The sequence below is a fragment of the Aldersonia sp. NBC_00410 genome (assembly GCF_026342035.1).
Taxonomy (GTDB): Bacteria; Actinomycetota; Actinomycetes; order Mycobacteriales; family Mycobacteriaceae; genus Aldersonia.
In genome coordinates, this window is sequence record NZ_JAPENM010000018.1 from 1 (window position 1) to 25,556 (window position 25,556).

31 protein-coding genes are annotated in these 25,556 nt (G+C 65.6%); 27 read left to right on the forward strand and 4 right to left on the reverse strand.

Annotated features, from left to right (window positions below; translation table 11 throughout):
• Window positions 1–48: 48 nt before the first annotated feature.
• Window positions 49–477: a nucleotide exchange factor GrpE gene (gene grpE, locus OG921_RS26125; protein WP_266115473.1), complete on the reverse strand. Its 429-nt coding sequence runs from the start codon at window positions 475–477 to the stop codon at window positions 49–51.
• Between the two features lie 366 nt (window positions 478–843).
• Between grpE and OG921_RS26130 the strand changes: the two genes are divergently transcribed.
• The 7 genes from OG921_RS26130 (at window position 844) to OG921_RS26160 (ending at window position 8,490) form a co-directional block, all read left to right on the forward strand.
• A complete protein-coding gene (locus tag OG921_RS26130; RefSeq protein WP_266115474.1) occupies window positions 844–2,136 on the forward strand; it encodes a hypothetical protein in 1,293 nt (430 codons plus the stop codon).
• A 56-nt stretch (window positions 2,137–2,192) separates the two neighbouring features.
• Window positions 2,193–3,482: a hypothetical protein gene (locus tag OG921_RS26135; RefSeq protein ID WP_266115475.1), complete on the forward strand. Its 1,290-nt coding sequence runs from the start codon at window positions 2,193–2,195 to the stop codon at window positions 3,480–3,482.
• Window positions 3,483–3,581: 99 nt separating this feature from the next.
• On the forward strand, window positions 3,582–5,459 hold the full coding sequence (locus OG921_RS26140) for a dynamin family protein (protein WP_266115476.1): 1,878 nt from the start codon (window positions 3,582–3,584) through the stop codon (window positions 5,457–5,459).
• A 37-nt stretch (window positions 5,460–5,496) separates the two neighbouring features.
• Window positions 5,497–6,186: a hypothetical protein gene (locus OG921_RS26145; RefSeq protein WP_266115477.1), complete on the forward strand. Its 690-nt coding sequence runs from the start codon at window positions 5,497–5,499 to the stop codon at window positions 6,184–6,186.
• A 61-nt stretch (window positions 6,187–6,247) separates the two neighbouring features.
• Complete coding sequence (locus OG921_RS26150) at window positions 6,248–7,219, forward strand: C39 family peptidase (RefSeq protein WP_266115478.1); 972 nt, start codon at window positions 6,248–6,250, stop codon at window positions 7,217–7,219.
• Window positions 7,220–7,469: 250 nt separating this feature from the next.
• Window positions 7,470–8,210: a hypothetical protein gene (locus tag OG921_RS26155; RefSeq protein ID WP_266115479.1), complete on the forward strand. Its 741-nt coding sequence runs from the start codon at window positions 7,470–7,472 to the stop codon at window positions 8,208–8,210.
• A gap of 25 nt (window positions 8,211–8,235) precedes the next feature.
• Window positions 8,236–8,490, forward strand: a complete 255-nt coding sequence (locus OG921_RS26160; protein WP_266115480.1) for a hypothetical protein — start codon at window positions 8,236–8,238, stop codon at window positions 8,488–8,490.
• 144 nt (window positions 8,491–8,634) lie between these two features.
• Here the strand turns inward: OG921_RS26160 and OG921_RS26165 are convergent, their stop codons facing one another.
• Complete coding sequence (locus tag OG921_RS26165; protein ID WP_266115481.1) at window positions 8,635–9,009, reverse strand: hypothetical protein; 375 nt, start codon at window positions 9,007–9,009, stop codon at window positions 8,635–8,637.
• Between the two features lie 686 nt (window positions 9,010–9,695).
• Here OG921_RS26165 and OG921_RS26170 point away from each other — a divergent pair.
• The 9 genes from OG921_RS26170 to OG921_RS26210 all read left to right on the forward strand — a co-directional run bounded on the left by OG921_RS26170 (window position 9,696) and on the right by OG921_RS26210 (window position 17,883).
• Entirely contained in the window at window positions 9,696–10,364 is a 669-nt protein-coding gene (locus OG921_RS26170) for a hypothetical protein (RefSeq protein WP_266115482.1), read from the forward strand.
• Window positions 10,361–10,771: a DUF6166 domain-containing protein gene (locus tag OG921_RS26175; protein ID WP_266115483.1), complete on the forward strand. Its 411-nt coding sequence runs from the start codon at window positions 10,361–10,363 to the stop codon at window positions 10,769–10,771. Before OG921_RS26170 ends, OG921_RS26175 begins: the two co-directional genes overlap by 4 nt.
• A gap of 499 nt (window positions 10,772–11,270) precedes the next feature.
• Complete coding sequence (locus tag OG921_RS26180) at window positions 11,271–11,411, forward strand: hypothetical protein (protein ID WP_266115484.1); 141 nt, start codon at window positions 11,271–11,273, stop codon at window positions 11,409–11,411.
• Between the two features lie 189 nt (window positions 11,412–11,600).
• Window positions 11,601–13,100 carry a hypothetical protein gene (locus OG921_RS26185; protein WP_323182880.1) on the forward strand — a complete coding sequence of 500 codons (1,500 nt, stop codon included), beginning with the start codon at window positions 11,601–11,603 and terminating at the stop codon, window positions 13,098–13,100.
• Complete coding sequence (locus OG921_RS26190; RefSeq protein WP_266115485.1) at window positions 13,097–14,494, forward strand: MBL fold metallo-hydrolase; 1,398 nt, start codon at window positions 13,097–13,099, stop codon at window positions 14,492–14,494. The genes OG921_RS26185 and OG921_RS26190 overlap by 4 nt, the downstream gene beginning before the upstream one ends.
• On the forward strand, window positions 14,491–15,072 hold the full coding sequence (locus tag OG921_RS26195) for an AAA family ATPase (RefSeq protein ID WP_266115486.1): 582 nt from the start codon (window positions 14,491–14,493) through the stop codon (window positions 15,070–15,072). Before OG921_RS26190 ends, OG921_RS26195 begins: the two co-directional genes overlap by 4 nt.
• A gap of 72 nt (window positions 15,073–15,144) precedes the next feature.
• Window positions 15,145–16,365 (forward strand): MFS transporter, encoded by a 1,221-nt coding sequence (locus OG921_RS26200; RefSeq protein WP_266115487.1) that lies wholly within the window; start codon window positions 15,145–15,147, stop codon window positions 16,363–16,365.
• A gap of 331 nt (window positions 16,366–16,696) precedes the next feature.
• Window positions 16,697–17,602, forward strand: coding sequence for an SDR family oxidoreductase (locus tag OG921_RS26205; protein ID WP_266115488.1), 906 nt, complete (start codon window positions 16,697–16,699; stop codon window positions 17,600–17,602).
• Complete coding sequence (locus OG921_RS26210) at window positions 17,602–17,883, forward strand: hypothetical protein (RefSeq protein ID WP_266115489.1); 282 nt, start codon at window positions 17,602–17,604, stop codon at window positions 17,881–17,883. Before OG921_RS26205 ends, OG921_RS26210 begins: the two co-directional genes overlap by 1 nt.
• A gap of 359 nt (window positions 17,884–18,242) precedes the next feature.
• Here the strand turns inward: OG921_RS26210 and OG921_RS26215 are convergent, their stop codons facing one another.
• Window positions 18,243–18,509: a hypothetical protein gene (locus OG921_RS26215; protein WP_266115490.1), complete on the reverse strand. Its 267-nt coding sequence runs from the start codon at window positions 18,507–18,509 to the stop codon at window positions 18,243–18,245.
• 309 nt (window positions 18,510–18,818) lie between these two features.
• On the opposite strand from OG921_RS26215, the gene OG921_RS26220 reads away from it, so the two are divergent.
• The 5 genes from OG921_RS26220 to OG921_RS26240 all read left to right on the forward strand — a co-directional run bounded on the left by OG921_RS26220 (window position 18,819) and on the right by OG921_RS26240 (window position 22,546).
• Window positions 18,819–18,998 carry a hypothetical protein gene (locus OG921_RS26220; RefSeq protein WP_266115491.1) on the forward strand — a complete coding sequence of 60 codons (180 nt, stop codon included), beginning with the start codon at window positions 18,819–18,821 and terminating at the stop codon, window positions 18,996–18,998.
• A 370-nt stretch (window positions 18,999–19,368) separates the two neighbouring features.
• Window positions 19,369–20,169 carry an SDR family oxidoreductase gene (locus tag OG921_RS26225; protein WP_266115492.1) on the forward strand — a complete coding sequence of 267 codons (801 nt, stop codon included), beginning with the start codon at window positions 19,369–19,371 and terminating at the stop codon, window positions 20,167–20,169.
• Window positions 20,170–20,181: 12 nt separating this feature from the next.
• Window positions 20,182–21,189, forward strand: coding sequence for a GAF domain-containing protein (locus tag OG921_RS26230; RefSeq protein WP_266115493.1), 1,008 nt, complete (start codon window positions 20,182–20,184; stop codon window positions 21,187–21,189).
• Between the two features lie 259 nt (window positions 21,190–21,448).
• Complete coding sequence (locus tag OG921_RS26235; RefSeq protein WP_266115494.1) at window positions 21,449–21,724, forward strand: hypothetical protein; 276 nt, start codon at window positions 21,449–21,451, stop codon at window positions 21,722–21,724.
• A 48-nt stretch (window positions 21,725–21,772) separates the two neighbouring features.
• Window positions 21,773–22,546, forward strand: coding sequence for a helix-turn-helix domain-containing protein (locus tag OG921_RS26240; protein ID WP_266115495.1), 774 nt, complete (start codon window positions 21,773–21,775; stop codon window positions 22,544–22,546).
• 262 nt (window positions 22,547–22,808) lie between these two features.
• Here OG921_RS26240 and OG921_RS26245 read toward each other — a convergent pair whose 3' ends face one another.
• Window positions 22,809–23,147 carry a GntR family transcriptional regulator gene (locus OG921_RS26245; protein ID WP_266115496.1) on the reverse strand — a complete coding sequence of 113 codons (339 nt, stop codon included), beginning with the start codon at window positions 23,145–23,147 and terminating at the stop codon, window positions 22,809–22,811.
• A 197-nt stretch (window positions 23,148–23,344) separates the two neighbouring features.
• Here OG921_RS26245 and OG921_RS26250 point away from each other — a divergent pair, with 197 nt between their 5' ends.
• The 6 genes from OG921_RS26250 to OG921_RS26275 all read left to right on the forward strand — a co-directional run bounded on the left by OG921_RS26250 (window position 23,345) and on the right by OG921_RS26275 (window position 25,485).
• Entirely contained in the window at window positions 23,345–23,701 is a 357-nt protein-coding gene (locus OG921_RS26250) for a hypothetical protein (protein WP_266115497.1), read from the forward strand.
• Window positions 23,702–23,709: 8 nt separating this feature from the next.
• Window positions 23,710–24,075 carry a hypothetical protein gene (locus tag OG921_RS26255; protein ID WP_266115498.1) on the forward strand — a complete coding sequence of 122 codons (366 nt, stop codon included), beginning with the start codon at window positions 23,710–23,712 and terminating at the stop codon, window positions 24,073–24,075.
• 192 nt (window positions 24,076–24,267) lie between these two features.
• Window positions 24,268–24,726 carry a hypothetical protein gene (locus tag OG921_RS26260; protein WP_266115499.1) on the forward strand — a complete coding sequence of 153 codons (459 nt, stop codon included), beginning with the start codon at window positions 24,268–24,270 and terminating at the stop codon, window positions 24,724–24,726.
• Window positions 24,723–25,112: a WhiB family transcriptional regulator gene (locus OG921_RS26265; RefSeq protein ID WP_323182881.1), complete on the forward strand. Its 390-nt coding sequence runs from the start codon at window positions 24,723–24,725 to the stop codon at window positions 25,110–25,112. Before OG921_RS26260 ends, OG921_RS26265 begins: the two co-directional genes overlap by 4 nt.
• On the forward strand, window positions 25,109–25,237 hold the full coding sequence (locus tag OG921_RS26270) for a hypothetical protein (RefSeq protein ID WP_266115500.1): 129 nt from the start codon (window positions 25,109–25,111) through the stop codon (window positions 25,235–25,237). Before OG921_RS26265 ends, OG921_RS26270 begins: the two co-directional genes overlap by 4 nt.
• Window positions 25,234–25,485, forward strand: a complete 252-nt coding sequence (locus tag OG921_RS26275; RefSeq protein ID WP_266115501.1) for a hypothetical protein — start codon at window positions 25,234–25,236, stop codon at window positions 25,483–25,485. Before OG921_RS26270 ends, OG921_RS26275 begins: the two co-directional genes overlap by 4 nt.
• The last annotated feature ends 71 nt before the right edge of the window (window positions 25,486–25,556 follow it).

Here is a 25,556-nt window from a genome sequence, read left to right on the forward strand (position 1 = left end):
CCAGTGGCGGCGCGGGCTGCGGCGATCGGGAATCGGGGTGAAGCTCTGTCACACCTGGCCACCGATTGGCGCGGGACGGGTCAGGACGACGACCTCGGCGGGGCGCAGCACACCGGTGGGAGCAATCCAGCCGGGGCGCACGAGCGCGGCGATGGTGTCGGCCTCGCATGGTGTTGCTGCGGGACGGGAATCGATGGCGCGGTGGTGGTTCGGGTCGAACACTGCGCCTGCAGTGGCCGCCACTGGGGTGACATCGGCCGTGGCGAGGAGGTCGGTGATGCGGGCACGGGTGTCGGGGGCGTCGCCTTGGTCGTGCAGCAGGATCAACTGCTCGACGAGTCTGCGGGCCACCCCGTCGGCGCCCGCTGCTGGAACGGGCGCGGGGACCGTCTCGCGGCGGCCGTGCAGCCACCAGCCCACCGCGGTACCGGCCAGGACAGCAACTACCACCAGCAGTGTGATGATCGCCACGTTCACGGCGTTTCCCGGCCGTCGCGGCGTCCGGGCACGACCGTGCCCAGCGCAGCGGCATTCCACCGCACATGCGTGCTCATCGAACGAAAACCCCCGGTAGCCCCATAATCCCGGGTGGCGGCGATTCGCGTCGCGCATCCGGGGACGGCCAGGCCGCCGGGTGTGTACCCTACCCGACGACCGACTTTCAGCTACACGTCGGTTATCGTCTGGCAAGCCTTTGGGGGGCGTGGGGGAACCTTTCCCCACCGTGGCGCATCGAAGCCATCAACAGCATCGCTTTCGCGCACGTGTATCGGTTCGGCGGATCGTTCCGTCGGAGTTGATGCTCCCTGCGCGGCGAACCCGTTGAGCACTAGGAGCTTCGATATGAGTAGACGCACGCTCGTCTCACTGACCGCCGCGTGCGCCGCGGTCACCGTTCTTGCCACCGGTTGCGGCGGCAGCGACGGTGACGACACGCCGGCAGGCAGTGGTGGCGACCAGCTCGCCACCAGCATCCCTGCCGCGCCGGGTGAACTCGACCCCGGCAAGTACGCCACCGCGCCGCAACCGGCGTTCGATGTTGCCGGCAGCGACAGCAAGGGCCGCATCGTCGAAGGCCAGCGGATGGCCGAGTTCGTCACCTTGCCCTACGAGGTCGACCCGGCCCTCACCGAAGGCCGCGGACTCGGTGGTGTTCTGAAGAACGCCGACGCCAGCGCCAACATCCTCGGTGAGGATCTGGTCAAGGTCTCGGTCAACAACGGCATGGTGATGGGCTTCACCACCTCCCGCAACGAACCGGGCAACAGCACCGGCAACAAGCGGTTCCTGCACGCAGTGTTCCGCTTCCCCGACGCCGCGGCCGCGAAAAAGGCCGCCGACGAATACGCCAAGGCCGACCTGCTGCCCCCGACCGGCTTCGACGGCAAGCCGATCGAAAACCCGCCCACCGCGACCGCCACCACGATCGACGTCGCGCCCAACACGAGGGTCGTGACCGCCGCCGGACCTGGGCCCGAGGACAAGATCACCACGAACGCGTTCACGGCGCACGGCGACTTCGTGTTCTACGACTGGACCGAAGTAGCGGTCGCGGACAAGGATTGGCAAGCCAAGGCGATCGCGAAGGCCGTCAGCCTGCAGGGCCCGCTGATCGACAAGTTCCCTGCCACCCCGGTCGCGGACATGCCGAACCTGCCGATGGACGTCGACCACGTCCTCATCTACACCGTTCCCCCGCTCCACGGGGACCGCATGACCAACGATCTGGCGGTCTACGGCTCGCGCGGCGCCGCGCACGGTGCGAACAACCCCGAGCAGAACGTCAAGGACTTCGCCGAGACCGGCACCACACTGCAAGCGGTCGACGCCACCAACGTGTATCGCTCCGACACCGAGGCGGGCGCAAACAAGCTCCTGACCCTGTTCGCCGGGGAGTTCCTCACCCCGCCCAGCGATCCGCTCGAAGAGCCGTGGACCGAGATCACCGGCCCGGCCGGTGTTCCCAACGCCAAATGCATGACCAAGCAGGACGCAGACGGGGCCGGTCACGCGTATTCCTACTGCCTGGTGCAGCGCGGCAACTATCTCGGTGAAACCAGCGGCATGGACGAGAAGGACGTCCTGCAGCGCATCACCGCGCAATACATGGTCCTCGATGGCGCCGACACCCAATAGCACGCTCAACCTCTCGGCCCGCCCTGCGGACCCGTTGACCAACAAGGAGTTTCGACATGAGTAGACGCACGATCGTCTCACTGGCAGCTGCAGGCGCCGCGGTTGCCGTGCTCGTCACCGGCTGCGGCAAGGACAGCGCGGACACCGCGGCCGCCAGTGGTGGCGACCAGCTCGCCACCACCATCCCCGCACCCGAGGGTGAACCCGACCCCGGCAAGTACGCCACCGCACCGCAACCGGCCTTCGACGTCGCCGGCAGCGACGAAAAGGGCCGCATCATCGAGGGTCAGCGGATGGCGGAATTCGTCACCCTCCCCTACGAGGTCGACCCGATCCTCTCCGAGGGCGGGGGCATGGGCAACGTCATCAAGAACGCCGACTCGAGCGGGAGCACGCTGAGCACCGAAGCTCTGGTGAAGGTGTCGGTCGACAACGGCATGGTGATGGGGTTCAAGACCGCCCGCAGCGAACCGGGCAACGCCACCGAGGTCAAGCGGTTCATGCACGCGGTGTTCCGCTTCCCCGACGCCGCCGCCGCGAAGAAGGCCGCCGACGAATATGCGCGAACGACTCTGCTGCCGCCCACGCTGAACGGCAAACCGATCGAGAACCCTCCCACCGCGGCCGCGACGACGATCGACGTTCTGCCCAACACGCAGGTGGTGGTCTCGTCCGGGCCCGGACCCGACGACAAGGTCACGACGTACGCGTACACCGCGCACGGTGACTTCGTGTTCTACGACACGACCGAATCCGCTGCCGCGGACAAGGATTGGCAGGCGAAGGCGATCGCCAAGTCCGTCAGCCTGCAGGGCCCGCTGATCGACAAGTTCCCCGCCACCCCGGTCGCGGACATGCCGAACCTGCCGATCGACGTCGACCACGTCCTCATCTACACCGTTCCCCCGCTCGACGGGAACCGCACGACCAACGATCTGGCCGTGTATGCGGGTCGCGGCGCCGCGCACACCGCGGACAACCCCGAGCAGAACGTCAAGGACTTCGAAGAAACCGGCACCACACTGCAGGCCGTCGACGGCACCCAGGTCTACCGCTCCGACAGCGAGCAGGGCGCGAACGAGTTGTTCTCCCGGTTCATCACCGAAACACTTGCCCCGCCGAGTGATCCGCTCGAAGAGCCGTGGACCGAGATCGCCGGCCCGGCCGGGGTGCCCAACGCCAAATGCGTCGAGCAGAAGAGTTCCTACCCCGGTTCCGACCCCTACGTCTACTGCCTGGTGCAGCGGGGCAACTATGTCGGTGAGGCCAGCGGCGCGGGAGAGACAGACACCCTGCAGAAGATCACCGCGCAGTACCTGGTACTCGATGGCGCCGGCACCGCGTAGGACAGTGCGGCGAGTGCCGGCGACGGTCGCTGCCGTCGCCGGCGCTGCGGCCGTACACACCCCAACGTCCCCGGCCTTCCGCGCGGCCGGCGTTCTCCGATGACCGCGCCTGCCTTGCCAACCGCCCCGACCGAGACAGCGCCCGGCCGCGTCGATTCGGTGCTCGACTCGGCCGGAAAGATTCTGCGCGCCTACAAATTCGGCGACACCGCCGATCTGGCCGAACGCCAAGCCGGCACCAGCAACCAGCAGCGGGCCGTGGTGGTGGTCGGTGAGGTGAAACGCGGCAAGAGCGCCCTGGTCAACGCCCTGGTTTCGCGGCGAGAGGCCTCACCGGTCGATGTCGATGTGACCACGTCGGCGACCGTGCACGTCGTGGCCGCCTCCGAACGTCACCCCGACGGCACCGCCGACCTGATCTTTCCCGGCACCGCGACCAGGATCCCGGCGACTGAGCTGCCCGAATGGGTGACCGCGACCGGGCGCTACGTGCGTGACCCCGGGGTGGAGTCGCTACCGACACGGGCCGTGCTGCCGGTCGAAAGCCGTTGGCTCGCCGAGCACGACATCGTGGTCATGGACACCCCCGGCACCGGTGGGCTCGACCAGTCGCACGCGCAGCTTGCGACGATGTCCGCGCAGCAGGCCTGTGTGCTGGTTGTGGTGTGCGACTCCTCGACCCCGATCACCGCCCCCGAGATGGCGTTTCTGCGGGCGGCTTCGGCGTCGGTGGATTCGGTGATCGTGGCGGTGACCAAGACCGACAAGAACCTGCGCCGCTACCGGCCGATCGTCGCGGAGAACAAGCGCCTCATCCGCGAACACACCGGCCGCGACATCCCGGTGATCGCGGTGTCCTGCGTGCGGGCGCACGCCGCCGACGAACTGCCCGCCGGGCCGCGACGCGATCAGGGGCTCGCCTCCACCGGGATCGTCGAGCTGCGGGCCGTCATCGAAGCCAAACTCGACCTCGGGGCGCGGCTTCCGGCGGTCAACGCGCTGCGCACCTCATGGGAAGGGCTGCGCCTGGTCGCGGACAAACTGCGCACCGATATCGCGGCGCTGACCGACAGTCCCGCCGTGGTCGCCGACCTCACACAGGAGCAGAACCGGCTGACCGAGCTGAAAAACCACAGCGGGCAATGGGAGCTGCACCTGGGCCGTGACCTGACGCTGGCGCGCCAGTCCGCCGTCAGTGTGCTCGACGAGCAACTCGACGAGTTGAAAACCAAATGGACCACCCGCATCAACAAGAACGGCCTGGAAGTACTCCGCAAAAACCCTCAGGTGTTCACCGCAGAAATCGAGACCGACCTCATCGCGGCGATGGGGGCGGCGGTTCAGAAGTTCCTCGACGAACTACACGCCATCATCGGCCCGCTGTTCGACTCACCGGCGGTGTGGGACGAGATCCAGCAGCAGATCATGGCATCACTGCAGACCGACACTCTGCAGACCGGCAATGTCGCCAGCAAACGCCAGGGACTCATCGACCCCACCGTGCTGTCCATGGGCATGATGGGCACCTCGATGCTCGGCGCGCTGCTCGGCATCGGCGCAATCGCTGGCGTGGTGTGGATCGGTGTCAACCTCGGCTACCGAGCAATGCGCGCCGGCAAGCAGAATCTGCTGACCTGGCTGCGCGAAACCCTGGGCACCGCCCGCGGCAGCACCGCCCGCATGCTCGAAGCGGCACTGACCACCGCCCGCCCCGAAATCGTCATCCGCTACCGCGAGCACCTGCGCACCAGCATGGAACAGGTGCAAAAGCAGATGATCGACGTGAAGGAAGCCGCCCGTCTCGACGCCGCCACCCGCGAGCAGTCCCTCAAGAAACTGACCGGGAACCAGCGCGTCGTCGACGCACGGATCAGTGAAATCCACACCCTGATCACCGAACTCACCGCAATCCCGCCGTCGCGCGAAACTTCTTCCCCGCATCCGGAACATTCGGTTCCCGCCGCGCATCTGACGTAACAACCGCGCAAGACCACCGCACCGAAAGGACCCACCCATGACCCACCCCGCCGACATCCCCGACCTCGCCGACATCACCGGCGACCCGGACAACGCGCACTTCGGTGACAGCCCGGCCCAGTCCCCCACCGTCGAAGGCGGCCTCTACACCGGCACCGATACCCCCACCGCCGACCCCGCGATTGCGCCCAACCCGCCCGTCGCGCCGCCCACGACCGCCCCAACCCCGAGCGAGCCGGCCAGCACCGCCCCCTACATCTCCGACGAGGACACCAACGGTGACGGCGTGCGCGACGTTCAGCATGTGGACCTCGACCACGACGGTCGCGACGACGAGGTCATCCGCGACACCGACGGTGACGGAAACGCGGACAGGACCGAAACCTCCACCCAGGACGACGGCCGCTTCGACCAGGTGGAAGTCGACACCAACCACGATGCACTCGCCGACTTCAAATACACCGACACCAACGGTGACGGGACGCTCGACACCGCGATGATCGACACCAACCACGACGGGCTCTACGACGAACTCGACACCGACACCAACGGTGACGGCGTGATCGACACCGTGCTCTCCGACGTCAACGACGACGGCACCTTCGACGTGATGGGCATCGACACCAACGGCGACGGATACGCCGACGAGCACCTGGTCCACACCGCCGAGGGCAACTGGGCACCCGTCGACGATCAGGTCCACGGGATCGACCCGCACGACGTCTGACCCGCCTCCCCCTTGCCCGGCCCGGGCCGAACCAGGCCAACGAGAACGGAAAGTAGCGAACATGCATTCGTTTGACATCGACCCGTTCGGCCCGGCCGGCGAGGACACCGCTGTCGATATCGATCCACACCCGATCGCAGCGTCGATAGATTTCACCGACAACGATTTCGCCGGTGGCGGTGGGATCGACCCACAGTTGATCGCACCCGCGATCGACTTCTCGACCTCCTTCGACGGTGCCCACATCCCCGACATTCCCGACCTCGCACCACATTCCGCGGCGACACCACCGCCGCCCGCACCCGACCCGGAACCCGCGCCGCTTCCAGCGCCGGAACCGGAACCGGACCCCGCGCCTGCACCCCAGGATGATCCCGCTGCATCGCCGCCCGCACCCGAGAACACCGTCCATGGCGATGCAGACACCTACGCCGACAATTGGTTCTACCAAGTCGTCAACGGCTACTGCGGGCCGTCGAGCGCAGCACAGATCGTGTCCGAGTACACCGGGCTCGACATCAAGGACCCCGAGCAGTTGGCCAGCCGCGCAACCGAACTCGGACTCTGGTGCAACGGCGACCCGTCCCAGGGGATGACGCTGTCCAACCTCGAAGTTCTCCTCGACGATCAGGGCGTTCCCTGCCACACCGAATCCAGCTCCCTCGACGACCTCGAACACCTGCTCGACCAGGGCTACGGAGTCATCGCGATGGTCGACTCCGGTGAAATCTGGGATCCCGCATCCGAAAACGGTGAAGACGGGCAACCCGACCACGTCCTCGTGGTCACCTCGATCGACACCGACCGCGGTGTCGTCGTGCTCTCCGACACCGGCAAGCCCGACGGCAACGAGGAAACCGTGCCGATCGACCAGTTCGAAAACGCCTGGGCCGACTCCGGCCACCGACTGCTCGTGGCCGACAACCCGGATCCCAACCTCGCCGCCGCTCCTCCCGTCGACCAGGCTGTCACCGCGGTCGACCACTACCCCTGGTCGATCGTCGACCTCGCCCACCGCGCCGGCGCATCCTGAGACAGGCGTCGCCTTCGACGCGAAAAGCCCCGGCCGAAGCGGGGGAGCTTCGGACCGGGGCTACATCGCGCCTGACACCTCGGGGAAGGTTCATCAGGGGCGTCCCGGACTTCGGCGGGGGGCCGAAGTCTCCGGGGGGAAGCCGGGCAACGATCCGGGGGGCGGCCGTTACCGGGCATGCGCCACGATACCCGAACCGACGCGGAGTCACTCGCGTGCCACACGCCTTAATCGAAAGGAAGAATCGGCCATGACCACACCGGGCCACGGATACCCCCGTTACGGAAACGACCAGCAGCACAACGGGTCAAGCCCAGGAAACGAGTACGCCCCCCACGGCAACTACCCCGCCCCTGCCGCTGGGGCCACACCACAATGGCCGACCGGCCCGGACCGGGTCACACCCACCACCGGAAACCCGTGCCCCACCGAGGCCGCGTACCCGGACCCGAACACGCCAGCCGTACCTCGCTACAGCGGACCCGCGACCCATCAGGGCCCGCCCGCCGCCGGGCAGCCGGTACAGGGCAACCCGTGGAACTACCCGACATCTCAGCAGCCATATCCGACAGCCGGCCAATGGGAAGTGCCCACCGCGGCCAACCACAACGGCACGTGGGGGCAGCAGCCGTACGCCGCGCCCGCCCAATGGGGCGGGTCGATTGGTCAGCCGCCGTCAGGGAACTCGTGGCAGCAACCGGGCTACCCTCCGGCACAGCCCCAGTGGACCACCACAACCCAACCGCCACTGCCCGACCACACGCCGGAAGCCAAACCCATTGCGCGGCTGTGGACAGCGAACTGGGTATCGTTGACAGCGAGCCTCGCGGCGATCGTCTACATCCTGCTCGATCTGATACTCGACTTCGGGATCATCGGAATCGTCCCGGTCATCTACTCGATCACCGCGTTCCGGCGTAGAGAGAAACTGGCGCCCGTCGGCCTGGTCTGCGCGATCCTCGCGGTCGTCGCCGGCATAGCGCTTCGCTGACGCACCGATCGCACAGGAACGAGACATGACCGACGACGAGATCCGAGCACTCACCGACGATCTCCTCGCACTCCTCGACGAAGAAGCGGCGACGCTCATCGACGAGACGGTCCAGCGCCTCACCGACACAGACCTCGCCGCCGCGATCGACCGACTCCTCGCCATGGAGAAACTCGCTCTCTTCGACACCCGGATCGAGCGGGCCCTGCGCGCCCGCCGGGTTCTGCACGTGCTCTACAGCCACCAAGACTGCCGCCGAGTCCCGCGCGCGCAGCGTTGATCGAAGCCCATGGCCGTGATCGCCGCTGACCTCGTCGATCATGCGCCGCGGGCCGCCCCGAGTGTCGGGAAAACCGGGCAGGCAGGCCCTGCCCGGCAACCCCTCGAACGCTATGAGCGAGGTCCCGGCCCCGCAACCCCTCGTTTAGCCGCGGCTGTGAGCTTGTGCGCCATCCGGGCCCGGGCCATTCGGAATGCCGTTGCCCGACGGCGATATCGCGCGCGGGCCGTTGCCCGACCCGTCAAGTGGGGTCCGGTGCTCCTTGTTGAGGTTCTGCTCGGCCTGTTCCAGACTTGTCCGGTGCTTCTCGTTGAGGTTCTGCTCGGCCTGTTCCAGACTTGCTGTATCGCGGGCGCCTTCAGCAGCACCCTCAGCCGCTGCGGTGCCGGCAGCGAAACCACTACCGGCGATCACGAACGTGGCGGCGATCAAGCCACCTACCACCCGGCGAACATTCACTCGGTTAGACATAACTTCCCCCTGATAGACGGACTTCTCAAGTAGTGATTCATAGGTCAAATCACACTCGCCACAGCGTAACTGACCCACCGTGCACCGAACCGGCACGGGTTTGGGGACCGACTTCAGGCGTTGCCCAGCATCGATTCGGCGCGACCCGATTTGAGCATATTGGGCGTCCTTCGTGGTCGACCGGAGCGAGGTCCCAAGGCCGGGCACAGTGCCGGGCGTCAGTTGTCGCCAGCGTCGCGGTAGGTCGGGTAGTCGAATCAACCACTGCTGTCGACCACACCAGGCTCCACACTCGGAGAGCTCAGCGATCTTCGCGCCTGGCTCGACGGTGAAGGAAAGGTCCGGTAAGGGCGCTGCATGGGACACCCCGGGAACCTTTCAGCGCGTGTCTGATGGGAACCGCCTCGCGTCGCGAGCCGAGTCGGCGGTATTGTCTGGCCTGGGGAACTTTCCGGGGGGATGCGATGCGAGCTGCCACGCTTCGGCAGAAGATCTGGGCCACGCGGCGAAACGGACGTGTGACGAGGGTGGCGCATGTCAATGCTCCTATCCCACTGTCTGAGTCTTCCGCCGAGCGCACGTAGATATTCTCTCCGATCGCCGTCTCGCTACCACGAGGGGCCGAGCGAAACCGCGGAGAGGGATTTGGCTACTCGGGAACATTCGGTGTGGTGGTCGCATCGAACGCTTGACGGCCCCGATGGGGTACCACGCACTAGGAGGAGATGAACATCATGTCGAACCAGAACGAGCAGGGCGGACCGCAGCACGGCGGACCGCAGCAGCCGGAGCAGCACGCCGGACCGCAGCACGGTGGACCGCAGCAGCCGGAGCCGGCGCACCCGGCGCCGGGCGGTGATGGTGGTCATCACATCGGCGGCATCCAGCTCCCCGAGGTGGTCGGCATTCCCGACCTCGGCGACATCCTCAACAGTCCTGGCGAGAGCGACTATTCGTCGCACACCATCCAGGTCGGAGTCGGCGCGGACACAGCCTCGGAGGTAGGCGGCGGTGTCGAGGTCTCCATCAGCGCTCCCGGGGGCGTCCCCGAGCTCAGTGTCGAGGGTGACGGGCATTTCTTGTCGCAGGGTCAGTTCGAGGCTGAAGCTGGGTACCAGGACGTTGAGGCACAGACGGACAATCCGACTGCCGATGAACCCGGCACCCCTCAGGACGGGTCGATGACGTTGAGCGTCGAGCAGGATCAGGGTGGAGTCTCCGGATATGGCGGTGTTTACGGTTCCGGTGACTTCAATCTCGACATCAGCCCCGTGGACGGCGGGATCCCGGAAGTCGGCGTCGGTGGTCACGGAACCCTCGGCGATTTCGGCGGCATCGACGCCGGCTTCGCCCATCAGGATGTCCAGATCGACCACGACGGTAGTGCTGACGGAGCTTGGTGACTTCCCGCCCGACCGTGCGGACCTATCGCAGCGCTCGCACCTCCGGCGGAGTCGGTGGGGTGGTGGTTGAGGTCGCCGACGACGGCGTCGTGCAGGGTGTGCTACGCCATCAGCTCTGGAGTTCCCCGACCGGGATGCAGTGGGGCTTTCGCGGCCAGGGGCCGCGTGATCTAGCGCGGTCTCTGCTCATCGACGCCACCGGTGATCTGTTGACCTGCAGCGCATGCCACGGCCGGGGTGGACAGGCAGAATGCCGATCCTGTCGCGGCGGTTACACACTCGCCGTAACAGAAGAGGCCGCGTTCGAAGCCGAGGTCGTCTCTGGTCTGGGCCCGCAATGGAGTCTCACCCGCGAGGAAATCTGCCGTTGGCGCGAGGCGCGCCACGCCCCGGACGCGACTGTGTAACTGCCGCCATCCCTTTCGTCCCACTCAGATGCTGCCTGGACGCGGTCTCGATCGATCGGGCCCAAGGGGCCTGCGGTGTTCGATTGCGGCTGTGCGGTAGGTCATTCCATTCCCGTTGTCCGAATGGCGTTATGGATGTGCAGTCCCGTTCCTAGGCTTCTCGCGGGCCAGTGGCGGTCTAGGTGCTAGATGACACCGGTTCGGTTGTTCCAGCCGGTGGTGCCGTTCTCAACCGTGACAGGTGGATGCGCCTTTTGGGGCCGAGTTGAGCAACGCAGTGCCGGAGCCGATTTCGCTCGCCCTGGTCTCAGCTGCATCCGGTCGTCAACGATGGGAATTGCAGACGATGGTCGCATCCTCACGGGCGAAGCGATCCCATGTTACTCGATGCCCGGACCACTGTTGGCGGGCCGGGCTCGGTGGAGTTGACAGTCGGATACACAACGGGGATAGTGCATTTCAGCTCATGGGGAGATGAGCGGAGGGGGGGTGAACGACTATGGATTCGAAATCCAAGCTAGGTTCCGCCGATGTGGCCGCGCTGCGTGCTGCTGTGAAGGCGATGAAGAAACAGGGTGCCGCCAAACGGATCGGCGCTACAGGACCGGGGTTCAGCGTGCCGGCGTACTACGTACGCTGATCGAGCGTGAGCCTTGACGGTTCGGGGTGGGCGTACGGCACTTTAGGGCGCCGCGCGTCCACCCGCCGGACCGGCGCCGTGCCCATTCAGCAGTCCACGTAAGTTGCTTCGCTGCAGGTTATCCCCCTCGCGCATCGTATCGGAGGACGGGGGCCTCGCACTGCTGCGGACCTGGAATTCAATTGGAGATTGGTGAGGTTCAGCTTTCTCGGTCACAATGGCTTCGCTCTCGGAGACCAGGATTCACCGGTCCTGATCGATGCGATCCTGTTCCCGCGCTACGGTGAGGAATACACCTCCAGTCCGGTGGAGATCTATCCGCCCCGCTGGATAGACAGGGCTTCGGTACCCACTCCCGCCGCAGTAGTGATCTCCCACGAGCATTCTGATCACTTCCATCTTCCGTCGCTCGATCTGCTACCTCGCAACGTGCCTATCGTCGTGGGGCCGACGATGATTCAGACTGTGGTCGACTGCGTCGAATCGCTCGGGTTCGAGGTCGTGCGGGTGCCCTTCGGGCAACCGGCCGTGTTCGGCGACGTCCTTATCACGCTGTATCCGCCTGGGCGAGGCACCGTCCTTTGGGAGAGCCGCGTCAGCCAGGTCTATGCCCGGGATGCGGCGGATCCCGACGCGTCCGGACTGTTCCTCGGCATCGACGCACTCGTGTCGGACACCTTCATCGACGACCTGGACCAGGGACTTGTACCACCCCCGGCGGCCGTTGCGGTCAGCAACAATGCGCAGGTCACTCCGCCGGGCGTGCTCGGTTCGCTGGGCAATCTCAAAGAGTTCTACGTCCGCGACAAAGCGCGCCCTAAGGCGCTGGGCTACTCACCTTTCGCCGGGCTCGACATCGTGTACGAGCTGCTGGATGGGACCTTGCGTAGCGCAGAAGGTTTCGCGGATAGCCATTTCCTCATCTGCGGCGGGGGGTTCCTCAAGGACTACGAGCAGATGGGACCGTTCCCGTTCTCTGAACAGAAACAGGTTGCGGCGGCCGCCCAAACGTTGGTGCGCAAGATGACCGTCGTCGGGCCGGAACCCGGTGATCTCATCGACGCGACGGTTCACGGCATCGCCGTGGTCGGGCGCCTCGAATGGCTTGGCACCGATTACGAGCGCTTCAACGAGTTGCAGGATCGTCGTGCGTCGTTCCTCCTGTCGGGTGAGCCGATCCCGATGAAGCACTTGATCAGCGCGACGACACCCGGATCAGAAACGGCGGCAATCGCACTCATTGTCGAGAATCTCGACTACTTGGCGAAAGCGATCCTTCTTGCCCCACTGGGCACCGCGTTGCTGACGCTCAGTCAGGATGGCTCGCCCACGCATCCGTTCGTGCTCAAGCTGCTGTGCTCCGAACGCACCGATGTGAGTCTCGCGCTCGACGTTTGCAGTGGTCGGTTCGTCGAGGTAGCCGATCTGCCTATCGGCGATGCGGTCCGGGAGCATGATTTCGGAATACTTGTGCACGCAACCGATTTCGCGGGGGTACTTCGAGGTGATCTGCAGATCTGGGATATTGTCGGCGTGGCGATGTGGTCGTGGTACGAGGGCCCGTCCTTCGAGTCTCCGGTCGCGGTAATGTACGCCGCCTACGGTGAGCAAATCCGGCCCGACATTGCCTGCAAGGCGTACCACGCCCAGCTCGCATCGATCGCAGCGAAGAGGGATCTGGTCAATTGAGTTCTACGCTGACTTTTATCGGTCAACAGTCGTGGCTGCTGCAGTCCGCCGGCGCCACGGTGTTGGTCGATCCCGTTCTCACCGATTCGTTCGGCAACTCCGAGCGGCTGCGTTTCGAGATCTATCCACCTCGCAGCGTCGACCTCGCGAGGATCCCCCGCCTGGATGCGGTGGTCGTCACCAACGAGCATCTCGACCACCTGCACCTTCCGTCGCTGCGGTTGCTCGGCAATCGCGCCCCGGTGATCTTGCCCGCATCGACGCCCACCGTCTGCGTCGATGCAGTCGAAGCGATCGGTACTGATGTCGTTCTACTGAAGCCGAACGAGAACTACGCCATCGGCGAAGGGCACCTGCGGTTCCTGGCAGGAGCAGGCACTGTGCCGGTTTGGGAAAGCCGCGTCCACAGCGTATGGCTCGGTCCTGCAGGGCTGGACCGTGATGGGGTGCTGATCCAATCGGACACCGAACTCGGGGACGCCGTCGCCCACCTGAGGCCCGACGCCCTGGTGGTCACTCACAATGCACAGATCCCGCCGGCGGGCCACCTCGGCGCATTCGACAACCTCCTGCCGATACCGTCGGGCTACGGGCATCGCACGACCGGACTGGAGATCCTGCGGCAACTGCTCGCAGATAGCACCTCGCGAGTCTCCGGGACGCGATACATCCTGTTCAGCGGCGGCGGATACACACAGAACCCGCCGAAACACGGTCGATTCCTGTGGGACGACTACAAGGAGCTGGCCGACGCGGCGAACACCCTGTCCATCGAGGGGACCGTAATCGGGCTCCGCCCAGGCGAATCGTTCACGACGGGACCTCAGTCGGGGTGTGGCACAGCCGATTGGATCACGGCCCGTACCTTGGCTGCCCCGCCGACGGCCTCGGACAAGGACGACACAGCCGAACCCGACCTTGCCGAAGACTTCAGTCCACTGTTCGCCCCCGAGGAGGGTGACAGCGAATTGATCGATCGCGAACTACATCAGGCGGCGCCACACCTGATGCTGTCCGCGCTCGGGCGCGGGCTGATCGAGGTGAGCGAGTACCTCGGCAACCCCACCGGTGCACACCGATTCGCGATCCACCTGAGAGGTGACACCGAACGGCTCGTCGCACTCAATTTCAACACCGCTCGGTTCGAAGATATCGAGGGCGGCCTACGGGACGCTCTATTCGCAATCCCATCCGGAATCGATGTCTGGGCTTGCGATCTCGCCGCCGTCCTGTGCGGAAAGATCCATATTTGGGAGCTGGCCGTCAGCCGAATGCGTCAGTGGTATGTGGGAGACGCGACGGCCTCGCCGGTCGCGTTCTTGTACGGGTACCTCAGCGAACAGTTGCGTCCAGACCTTGCTCGCCAGCTGTATCGCGAGGATACCGCGGGTTGAATCGAGTCATCGTCGTCGGACCACCAGGAGCAGGCAAGAGCACGTTCGCCGCCGCGCTGTCCGCCGAGCTGGGTATGACACTGATCTCGGTCGATGCTGACCGCGGCATTCTCTACGGCCCCGAATACCGTCAAAACGATGCGGACACCGTGTTCAGCCGCGGAGGAGCGCCGGCGCTGCATGCTTACGAATCACCGTTCGAACTGCGTGCGCTGACCGCTCTTTCCGAATACGAGGGACGGGCAGTGATCGACACCGGCGGTGGTTTGCTGTGGCAACGAACTCCCGCGTCCCGAGCGCAGCTACAGCACCATCTGCGCGGTGCAGACTGCACCGTTCTCTGCCTACCAGGTGATGAGCGCACACCTGCGGCGGAAGTCACCGCAGTACTGGTCGAACGCCTGCGAGAGCGTGCCCAGTTCGATGCCACTGTCGCAGACTGGTTGGATGCCGATGGAATCAAGCTGACCGCTCGGCTCGTACACGCAGCCAACGCCATCCGACCGGCATGCGATATGGTTATCGATACCAGATCGCCGGAGTGGGGCACTGTCTGCGATCCTTCAGCACCCGAGTAAGGCCGATGTGTGAGCATGGGTCTGCGGCCGGGCAAATTTCGCATCACAACTAACGCGGACGGGGGTGGAACGGTGCAGGCGATCCTTCTCCCGCTACGGCACAGCGCATTTCGACGAGTGTGGCTGGGGCAGCTCGTCAACATCATCGGCGACGCGATCTTCGCGATCGCGATCGCGCTCTACCTGGTGCCACGCCCCGACGCCGCATCCACGATAGGGCTCGTGCTCGCGGCGAGCGCGCTCGGCGGGATCGTGTCATTGCTGTTCGCCGGGGCGCTCGCCGATCGCCACCGCCGCAGCCGGCTGATCATTGTCTCCGACCTCATCCGCGCGGGCGCATTGGCTACGATCATCGTCCTCGGGCCGGAGGCGCCACAGTTCGCGCTCACCGCATGCGCGGCGGTCCTCGGCATTGGCAGTGGCCTCTACCGGCCCGCCTACATGGCGATGCTCCCAACGCTCGTGCCGACGGAGGCACTGCCCGGCGTCAACGCATTACGCACGCTGACCGGGCGGTTCTCGATGATCCTCGGCGGCCTTGCGGCGGGGGTACTGTCCATCTGGTTCACTCCGCGGACGATCCTCGTCCTCGACCTGATCACCTTCGCGGTCAGTGTCGTGACGCTCATCGGTGTCAGTGATGTAATGCCACGCAGCGACATTCGTCGATCACTCGCTCATGACGTCGCCGCTGGATTCGGCTACATCATCGAGCGGCGATGGATTCTCGCAGTCATGCTGCAGGGAATGGTCCAGATCGCCGTCGTCGCCGGCCCGGTGTCGATCTGCTTGCCGCTGCTGCTGGTGGGGAAACAGGGGATCTGGTACGGGCTCGCTGTATCGGTCGAGGCAGTCGGCGCCATGCTCGGTGCGACGGTGAGCGCATCGCGCACGCCTCGTCGCCCCGGTGCAGTCGCGATGCTCGCGTTGCTGTGCCAAACACCGCAACTCGTCGCGATCGCACTCCAGGCGCACCCCGCGGTCATCGTCGCATTCTCCGGGCTCGCGGGTGTCGGCTTAGCGGCGTTCGCGGTGCTGTGGACGACGGCCCTGCAGAACCACGTCGCACCCGAACAATTGGGGCGCGTGTTCGCGATGGATCAGCTGACGGCCACCGGATTGAGCCCTGTCGGGCTCATCATCGCTGGATGGCTTATCGCCACCGTCGGAATCTCCAGCGCGGCATGGGTCGCCGCGGGAGTACTGGTGGTATCGGTGATTGCCGTTCTACCGGTCGCCGGCGTCATCACCTTCCGCGACGCCGAGGCAGAGGCATCGGTAGTCCCGAGATAGAGCCCGGCGACGAGCCGAGCGGGATGTCCACGTGGTAGACGATCAGTGCGCTGGCATGGCGACGCCGAGGTGGTGTTCGTCGAGCTGCGACTGCACGCGAGCTGAGGTGCACGACAGATCGAGTGGGCGTGTGTGGACCGCCTGTTTCTGCGCGATAGAAAGGCCTCAGAGCGGTACGCATTCTTCGACCCGTTACCGCTGCTGCTGGCAATGCCCAGACACCCGTCCGGTGTGGCGGTCGTGGTGCTCGGGCGGCACCCGCCCCTGGCGATACGGCCACCACCGCTGATTCTCCCCTCCACTCAAGCACCATCACCCGGAGCGCATCATCATGAAAATCCTGATCGTCGGAGCGAGCGGCTACAACGGCAGCCGCGTGGCCGCTCAACTGGTAGAGCAAGGTCATTGGGTGCGAGGGTTCGTCCGCGATCCTCGACGAGCCCCAGCCGGATTACACGACGTGGTCGTCGGAGACGTCACGACCGGAGCCGGCCTGCCTGAAGCGCTGACCGACATAGATGTCGCCTACTATTTCGTCCATTCCCTGGACTCCCCCGATCAAGACGACCGTGACCTGGCCGCAGCCCGCCACTTCGTGTCCGCAGCGACCGCGTCCGCGCTGCCGCGCGGCGTGTTCTTCACCACCCTCCGCGCCCCCGACTGCACAACTACGCCGCTCTACCAACGCAACCGGCTCACCGTCGAACACGAACTCCTCGCCGGCATTCCCGGGATGACCGCCGTCCGAGCCGGAATGGTTCTCGGCGACCAATCGCGAGGAATGCGGCCCTACCTGCAACTCATCCGACGCGCACCGGTGATCCCGATGGGGCCGTGGCGCCGACACCGTATGGCAGTCGTCGACATCACCACCACCACTGCATGTCTGGTGTATGCCGGAACCAACCCCGCCCCAGTCGGTCGAACCGTCGACGTCCCAGCATCGGGCGAACCGACCCACGAACAGCTCGTCCGTGCCATCATGGACACCCTCAACAATCACAAACCTATCGTGCGGATGCCTTGGAGCACGCCCACTCTCGACGCGTTCCTCACCTCTCGATTTACCGACGACTCGTTCCACTTCAGCCGGCACCTCGCCAGCATCAATCGCTTCGACTACGTCGTCGACCCCACACGCGCCAAACCGTTCGCGCACATCACGCCGCTCCCACTTCAGGCTGCGTTGGACCTGGCGGTCAACGACGGTCCTATCCCCTACCCCCGGACACGGTGATGACCAGCTACCTCCTTGCGACCTTCGACGACGGAAGGAAAATACCCGCGATGCTCGGTATCGCCGACGCGCTCACCGCCCACGGTCACACCGTCACCGTGATGACCCACCCCACCCACGCCGACGCGATCGACCGTCACGTCGAGCCCTACACCACCGCCCGCCCCTGGAACCCGCGTGCAACCACAACCAGCCTCGGCGGCATAGGCGACTGGCCGCCACCCTCACCGACACCCGAATCGGCGACGACGTCATCGCCTACGCGCGCGCTCAACCACTGACGTCATCGTGGTCGACTACATGCTGCTCGGCGCGTGCGATGACGTGGACGGCAGTATTGCGCTGACCGTTTATGCAAGCCACCCGGAGAATTGTGCAACGCACCGTTGCGCGATTGGCCAAGTCCTTCACTCGTTTACGCCAGGCCCACCGCTCCAGAGCTTCCGACCCGAGACGCGACTGGAGCCCAATGGGTCTTTCCCTTGTTTGAGGTCAATCGCATTGTCTCGCCAGCTCTCTGGCCCCACCCCCGCCCCAACCGATGCGCAGAGCTTCCACCTTGAGCGCATCCGGTTCGAGCGCAACGCCACGGCCACGCAGGCGGCGTGATGACCGGCTCGGCCCTGCCAGTCCTGTGAGTTCAGATGTTGTAGTGGTAGCGCTCGACGAGGTACTTGCCTGGCTGCGCGGCAGAGGCGATGCATCGGTAGCCGTAGCCGCCGGCGGAGGTCTGCTCGGGCGGCGGAGTGTGCTGTGCCCGCAGTTCGGCTGCCTTGGCCTCACAGTCGGCCTTGGGAATGAACCCGGTCATCGGCTCCGCGGATGCGATGCCGGCGGCCAGTCCGGAGGCGATGCCGACCGTGACCGCTGCGGTGAGCAGACCTTGAACAATGTGCGTGCGCTTCATGCGTCCGTCTCCCTTGTTGCGCGAACGTCGGTGACCACGCAGGTGTGGTCACCAGTCGTGTTTGGTTTCAACACTGTGTTGGATGCGGCCGGACCGACGAATGTTCCCTGCCGGGTTCGCGAATGCGGGAGGCACGCCGTGCCCGACTACACCGCCCTCGCGATGTGTGACCGCGCTCATGAATTGCGGCGGGAACCTTCGCAGCGCCCGACGCCTCCAACCTATCGAGAGCGGTGCGAACCGTATTCGCCCGCCTCCACCGCGCGCCCAGGCGGTGTCCAGCATCATTGATCAAGGGAGACAATAGTAATGAAGCGTTCGATCTTCGTCCGAGGCGTGTTCGCCGCTGCCGCCGTCGGCAGCATCGCCCTGGCAGGCGCCGGACTGGCGCAAGCTGCCCCGGACAACTACTTCCACCACGGCTACCACGAGTTGACGGTCGATCTGGGTGTGGAGGGCCAGCACGTGATGGTGCAGGACGACGAGTAGCGGTACCCGCCGCGACGGCGAGCGGACCGGTCGGGGTGGCCTCCCCCGGCCGGGCCCGCGTGGTGTTCAGTGTTCCTGGTGGACAAGCGCGATATGTCGGCGCCGGGCTAGATCCCGGCTTGGCAACCTCGCGATCGGACAATCGGGAGAAAGCAGCACGCAGCCCTGGTCGCAGCACGCTCTCGGTCGGCGGATCGCTCCTGTTGCGTTCTGCGTGAACCCAGGATGTCTTCGGCCAGAGCCCGGTCCACGCCCCCCAGCCCGCCATCTCTCGTTGTTCCTCAACGCGACACCGAAGCGGCCGTCCACATCATTCCGTCGAGGTAGTTCGCCCGCATATTCGGCCACAGCGCCCGGTAGCTTTCCAGTCGTGAGCTACTTCGAAGGCCGCGTGTTCGCGTTGACCGGTGCCGCAGCAGGGATCGGGAAGCAGCTCGCCGTCGAGCTCTCTCGCCGGGGTGCCCGCTTGGCGTTGGCCGATGTGGACGCCGCCGGCCTCGACGAGACCGCGCACCTGTGCGGCAAGCACAGTTTGGCTGTGGTCGCCGATGTGACGAGCCCTCCGGATATGGCTCGGTTCGCGGCCGAGACGGTGGCCAGATATGGGGGCGTCGACGCGGTGATCAACAACGCCGGTGTACTGCATGTCGGTGGTGTCGAGATCTCTTCGCATGCCGAGTTCGAACAGGTGATGCGCACGAATTTCGGTGGAGTTGTCAACGGCACCAAAGCGTTTCTACCGTTCATTGTCGAGTCGGACCGTGGCCATGTCGTGAATCTGTCATCGGCATTCGGTCTGATCGGCGTGGGTAATTATGCGCCGTACAACTCGTCGAAGTTCGCGATCCGCGGATTCACCGAGTCGCTGCGGTCGGAGATGCGGGTACATCCGAATGTGGCAGTGACGTGTGTGTTTCCCGGCGGGGTGCGCACGACGATCGCCCGGTCTGCGTTGCATGCCGCTGGCGTAGATGGGGATCGAGCGATCGAGCGTTTCGAGCAGAGGGTCGCCCGGACGTCGCCAGAGAAGGCTGCGCGCGTCATTCTGGCCGGCGTTCAGCGCCGCAAACCGAAGGTGCTGATCGGTGCCGATGCGCGGCTGGCCGACGTCGCGGCACGGGTGTGTGGAGCGAGTTACGAGAAGGCCACCGGTTTGTTCACCGGCCGGTAATATCGGCTCGGCATGGGGGATGCCAGTTGGATTTTGGTCGAGACGTTCGGGGGTGCGCCGCCGAGCGTGATAGGTCTGGGCTCGGCGCCGAAGAAGTACGTTCCGCTCGGCAACCTGCTCCGTAACGGCGCGACTCTGCGTGAGGTGACCGGTGCCGTCGCTGAGAGCACCGAGACGTTGCAGCGTGTTGACCGCGCGGCCGGGGACGGGCGTGCCCGGGTCATCGCGGTGCCGCTTGTGATCGGTTCCGGGCGCAGTCACGGCGTGCATGTGTGGATCGGTCGGCGAAATACGGTGCCGCCGGTTCGTGATCGTGCAGGCGCATGGCAGTTCAATCTGACGACAAGCACGTCGACGCGCAGCGGTGATCTACTCGATCTCTACGGTGTTCCGCGGGAGAACTGGGCGGCCGAACATGCCATCGCGGGCGCGTTCACGCGGCTGGTCACCAACCGGGACGAGAGTGAGGCGCTGGCGAAGATCGTGCGGTCGCGGCCGGGGACCGAGCATCAAGCCGTGTGGACGGTGCGTCGTGACGACGGCGCGTTGCGTGCTGCGCACTTCTCGTGCCGGATGCTCGAAGAGATCAACGACGAAGGCGAGCCTGAAATCCTTTTGCGCGGAATCACTCACGACATCGGCGAAGCCATTACGACGCCGGCAGCGCCGCCACCGGTGGTCCTCGAGTATTCCGTCATCGAGGCCTCGGCCGATGACGGTGAGTACCGGGCGATCATGAATTTGCGGTCGCTTCAGCTGCTGCGCTGGATGGGTCCGCCTATGCCGGGTGTTGCGTGGGAACGGCTGGCCGGCGAGCCCGAACCCCAGATCCATCCGGACGATCTCGATGTCGCGTTGTCGATGTCGAGCGGTCTTGCGACCGGCCGTACGCACGGCCGGCTGAGGATCCGGGGCCTGGACGGCGGATGGATGTGGGTCGAGGTGCGGGCGGCTCTGATGGCGCTCGATCAGCACACCACCGCCGCGTTGGTCACGGTCCGGGCCGCGACGGATGCGTAGAAGTACCGATTGAATTTGAAACGCTTTCGTCCGTATTACGCTTGCGGCCTAGTTGAATTCGCAATTTCCGGCGAGCGTTGCGGGTGATTTACACCTGCTCTACAGTGAGCCCATTGCGCACCTCTCCCAGGGGACTCCTGCCGACCCGCGGAATATGTCCATCGGCCTGTAGCGCATTCGGACCCGGCATGGGGATGGCCGGGCACGCCCCGGGGAGGAAACTTCTATGAGCCACCGTCTACGATCGACCGATCCGGTAGTGGCGGAAGGTATTACGTCCGCCACTCCCCCGCCCCCGTTCTCGAAGCTTGCGCACCGCGACGGACGTGCAGTCCCACCGGTCACCACCGCGCACGTCGCTGCCACGGTTTACGATTCCGCCGATCGCGCCGTCGCGCGTCGCGTCCGGATCCTGGCCCAGGACCTGCTCGACGACCCTTTCGACACTGCGGCCGCAACCCAGATCGTGGCGGTACTGTCAGCCCACCTCGGGGCCGCAGCGTTGACCGCGGCCGCCTCGGCGAGCGCGCACTGAAACCGGCGTGAACGGTGGCTGGTCAACGCCCTGAACAGCCCTCATGACATGTCCCTCGACAACGCCGCCGACGTCTCGGAAGTTTTCCCACCCGCTTTCGGCGACTACCTGCGCGAGCTGCGGGGCCGGCCGGCGGCCGGACACCCGCACGGATACACACGACCCGAACTGGCCGCTATCGCCTGCCTGAGCATCAGCTACCTGACCCAACTCGAGCACGGCGAACGCACCGCGCCGACACCCGCTACCTTGATCGCGCTCGCCCGAGCGCTGCGGCTTTCCCCAGACCAGGCGCGCCACCTGAACAACCTGGCCCGGCCCCGGCACTCACGCCCACCGAGCGCTGCGACGATCGGTCCGGACGTACGACGCGCGGCTGACGCCCTGAATCCGAGTCTCGCGTGCTACCTCGACGAGCAATGGAACGTGCTGTACGCGAACTCCGCCCACGACAAACGCTTCCCCGGCCTCGTCGCCGACGGCAACATGCTGCGCTGGACCATCTTGCGGCCCGATGCGCGGCAGGTCCTCGCCGAATGGCGCGCCGAGGCCGAGTTCGCCGTCGCCGCGGTGCGCGCTCTCATGGGACAGCATCCCAACCCCGATCGGCACAGGGGCCTGCTCGCCGAACTCTCCATAGACCCCGGGTTCCGCGCAATATGGCGCAAGGGCGCGGTCGTCTTCGACCGCCCCCAGCCCTACATCCGGCTGCGCGACCTGCATACCAGCCAGATCTCGGTCATCAACACTCAGATCTTCACCACACGCGCCCGACGCACCGTCCAAATCCACATCGGAACGCACCACACAAACACCCTCTGACCAGGGCATACGTCACGTCCCCCGCCACGATCCGCGAATGACATCCCGGCATACGCCTGCCTACTTAGAGACAGCGGTCATCCTGTCCATTTCTGCTTGTCACAACGTCGGTCACATGTGTAACTGCCCAACTCGCTCCGCGGCACTGTCCTGCAGCAGCGGATGCACTGGCTCCAATCACCAAGAAGCCCTCTGACCAGCGGGTACGTCACGTCCCCGAAGAATTGACACTTGGCGGAGCCGCCCGGCGAGCGCCGAAGCTTCAACCTTGGTCGATCGCGATGGTCCGCTGCTGCTCCAGCGCTTCGACTCGAGTACTGAGATCGGCGACCTGGGCGGCGAGGGATTCGATGGTCGGTGCAACGTTCTCGGTCGCGGCCCGTACGAAGGTGCCCGAGCCTTGAAAACTTTCGATTAGTCCTTGCTCGCGAAGCGCCGTTAGCGCGCGCTCGACTGTGTTCACGGCCACGCCGAATTCAGTCATGAGGGCTGCTTTGGTCGGCAGTTGTGTACCGGCAGGGAGCGCGCCGGTCGTGATGCGTGCTCGTAGAGCGTCGACGATGACCTGGTATTTGGGCATTGCCCGCTCGCTCCGCTGCACGTCTCCAAGGGTAAGTGGTGGGGCGGTTACTCACGCTCACTCAGGCCACTATTGATTCACTGCGGTTACTGTGATTGACTCAGCGTTATGGGGACAAATTGGAGTGACACCAAGGCCGGATCCCCCACCTCAGTCGTCCGGCGCGGGGAGCTGCTCGGTGCGTTCCCCGTGCTGGGCCTCAATTTCGAGTTGTGGCGATGAGCGCGATCGAGGATCTTCGGCGCGAGGTCGCGGATCTGACGGCGCTCGTTCATTCGGTGGTGCCGCATCGGTCGCGGCCGGATTCCGACTTCGGTGCTCGGCTGCGCGGTGTGCGTACGGCGCGTAGGTGGAGTCAGGCGGAGGCGGTTCGTCGGTTGCGGGGTCATGTGGCGTCCGGGGCGTGGCCATCGGGCGACGAGGTGGTCGTTCGTAGCTGGAAGCGGTGGGAGTCGGGCAGGAATGTGCCGCGCGGTGTTTACCGGGCCGGGCTCGAGTCGTTGTTCGGTGCGGGCGAGCTCGGTGGCGCCGGGTCGGCCGTTGTGCCGGCTTCCGGCAGGAGTGAAGGGCGGTGATCAGGCGCATGCTTCATGCTCTTCGGCTGGTTCACGGTGGTGAGGATTCGGTGGACGGCTTCGGTGCCGTGGCGTCGTCGGGGCGGTGTCCTGGGTGGTGTGAGCTGCCGGAGGGGCATGGCTGGGCCGAGGGTGGCGCGGGGTCGGGTGATCTGGTGCGTATTCACCAGTTGACGTTGGCGATCCCGGGGACCGTGCGCGGGAGCGTGATGGTGGTGGCCGCGGAGTATCCGGGCCCTGATGGTGTCGCGCGGGATGCGGTGAGTTTCGTGGTCGATACCGGTGCTGGTGATTGCGAATTGGACGCCGCGGGGGCGCGTGGGCTGCTGCGCGTGCTGCAGGAGGCGTTGGGGGCTGCGGGGGTGCCGCGGTGATTTCGGTGAAACTTTTTCGGGTCTCGGTGACGGAATCGGCTGTTTTCGGACCCTATATCCCTCTGTAGAGATTTCTCGACTCGCGAGGGCGCGGTTGGCCGTGCGGGGAGAGGGGTTGTTGGTGCAGAAGAAAACCCCGCCGGGTTCGGTCCGACGGGGCTTCGAGTAACACTTCCTGGAAGGAGCCAGGCGATGTCGATCATAGCCGGGGACTCGGTTCCCGTTCCACTGTGCGGCGTTTCGGTGGCGGGTGTGTCGGATGGAATCGCTGTGTTGCGGGCGCGGGACGCGGTTGGACAGGTGCTGCGTGAGCAGGCTGTCGGATTGCCTGGAGCTCAGCGTGATTGGGCCTTGGTGTCGGACAGTCGGCGTGAGTCGTGGCGAGTGGGGGCGGATCCCCTGGTGGGTGCGATCGTGACCTCGGGTGTTGATCTGGTGTCTTCGCATGGTCCGGATTCGGTTGATCCGACGGGCTGTGAGCATTGGGTCGCGGGTGGTCATGACGTCGCGTTCGAGCCGGATCCGGTGCGGCCGAGTGTGCGGTTCGACGGTGTCGCGATCGCGGCAGCCGAATTGCTGGCGCTGGTGGAGGCCGGTGTTTCGGCGTTGCGGGAGCTTCGGGCGTCGGCGGCCGCGGGGGTGTCGGCATGAGTGTCGACGCGTTCTGCGACGTCGATGAGGTGGACCTGACTGACGTGGACCTGAATTTCGCCGATCCGGACGAGGACGACGGTTTGGACCAGGCCGGCGGCGGCGACGGCCTGGTCGCGAGGCACCCGATCGATGACGAGGACCCGGGATTCCCGATCGCCATCGGTGAGGAGTGGGTCGATCACGCGATCTGCCCGCAGACCGATCCGGACGCGTTCTTTCCCGAGAAGGGTGGGTCGACGCGAGAGGCGAAGGCGATCTGCCGGTTGTGCCCGGTCCGCGAGGCGTGCTTGGCGTATGCGCTGGACAACGGTGTGCGGCACGGTATTTGGGGTGGCCTTTCCGAACGTGAGCGTCGCCGGCTGCAGCGGGGGGTGGCGGCGTGATCACCGGGAAGGTTGTCTCGGAGGTTGGGCGGCCGCTGGTCGTGCGGAGCGAGGTCGTCGCGGCGCTGATCGTGGCGCTGCTCGTGATCGCCGCACTCGTGGCCGTCGTGGTGGTGTCCTCATGACTCACTCAGTGGCGGTCGCTGGTTGGCGCGGCGGGCGGGTGGCCCGGACGGTGTCGTTGGCGGTGTGCGTGTGCGTGTTGAGCGCGGCGTCGGCGGCGCTGGATGCGTGGACTGGTTCGCCGGTGTGGCTCAGTGAGGCTGTGGACGGTACGTATTCGCGGCTGCTGCGTCGGTTGCGTGAGCCGTCGCGTGCGCGTGCGGCGGTGCCGCCGGCGGTGTTGTCGCTGACCGGTGAGCGTGCGAGTTGACGGGCCGAGACGGTGGATTCGTATCTGGTTCGCCGGGAGGTCGAGGAGGAGTCCTCGATGGACGAGACGCG

Coding starts and splice junctions, on each gene's coding strand:
- OG921_RS26265 (WP_323182881.1), top strand. CDS start 24,723: ATGAGTGTCGACGCGTTCTGCGACGTCGATGAGGTGGACCTGACTGAC.
- OG921_RS26240 (WP_266115495.1), top strand. CDS start 21,773: ATGTCCCTCGACAACGCCGCCGACGTCTCGGAAGTTTTCCCACCCGCT.
- OG921_RS26210 (WP_266115489.1), top strand. CDS start 17,602: ATGACCAGCTACCTCCTTGCGACCTTCGACGACGGAAGGAAAATACCC.
- OG921_RS26135 (WP_266115475.1), top strand. CDS start 2,193: ATGAGTAGACGCACGATCGTCTCACTGGCAGCTGCAGGCGCCGCGGTT.
- OG921_RS26170 (WP_266115482.1), top strand. CDS start 9,696: ATGTCGAACCAGAACGAGCAGGGCGGACCGCAGCACGGCGGACCGCAG.
- OG921_RS26145 (WP_266115477.1), top strand. CDS start 5,497: ATGACCCACCCCGCCGACATCCCCGACCTCGCCGACATCACCGGCGAC.
- OG921_RS26140 (WP_266115476.1), top strand. CDS start 3,582: ATGACCGCGCCTGCCTTGCCAACCGCCCCGACCGAGACAGCGCCCGGC.
- OG921_RS26160 (WP_266115480.1), top strand. CDS start 8,236: ATGACCGACGACGAGATCCGAGCACTCACCGACGATCTCCTCGCACTC.
- OG921_RS26250 (WP_266115497.1), top strand. CDS start 23,345: ATGAGCGCGATCGAGGATCTTCGGCGCGAGGTCGCGGATCTGACGGCG.
- OG921_RS26220 (WP_266115491.1), top strand. CDS start 18,819: ATGAAGCGTTCGATCTTCGTCCGAGGCGTGTTCGCCGCTGCCGCCGTC.
- OG921_RS26215 (WP_266115490.1), bottom strand. CDS start 18,509: ATGAAGCGCACGCACATTGTTCAAGGTCTGCTCACCGCAGCGGTCACG.
- OG921_RS26205 (WP_266115488.1), top strand. CDS start 16,697: ATGAAAATCCTGATCGTCGGAGCGAGCGGCTACAACGGCAGCCGCGTG.
- OG921_RS26180 (WP_266115484.1), top strand. CDS start 11,271: ATGGATTCGAAATCCAAGCTAGGTTCCGCCGATGTGGCCGCGCTGCGT.
- OG921_RS26150 (WP_266115478.1), top strand. CDS start 6,248: ATGCATTCGTTTGACATCGACCCGTTCGGCCCGGCCGGCGAGGACACC.
- OG921_RS26130 (WP_266115474.1), top strand. CDS start 844: ATGAGTAGACGCACGCTCGTCTCACTGACCGCCGCGTGCGCCGCGGTC.
- OG921_RS26155 (WP_266115479.1), top strand. CDS start 7,470: ATGACCACACCGGGCCACGGATACCCCCGTTACGGAAACGACCAGCAG.
- OG921_RS26255 (WP_266115498.1), top strand. CDS start 23,710: ATGCTTCATGCTCTTCGGCTGGTTCACGGTGGTGAGGATTCGGTGGAC.
- OG921_RS26260 (WP_266115499.1), top strand. CDS start 24,268: ATGTCGATCATAGCCGGGGACTCGGTTCCCGTTCCACTGTGCGGCGTT.
- OG921_RS26275 (WP_266115501.1), top strand. CDS start 25,234: ATGACTCACTCAGTGGCGGTCGCTGGTTGGCGCGGCGGGCGGGTGGCC.
- OG921_RS26230 (WP_266115493.1), top strand. CDS start 20,182: ATGGGGGATGCCAGTTGGATTTTGGTCGAGACGTTCGGGGGTGCGCCG.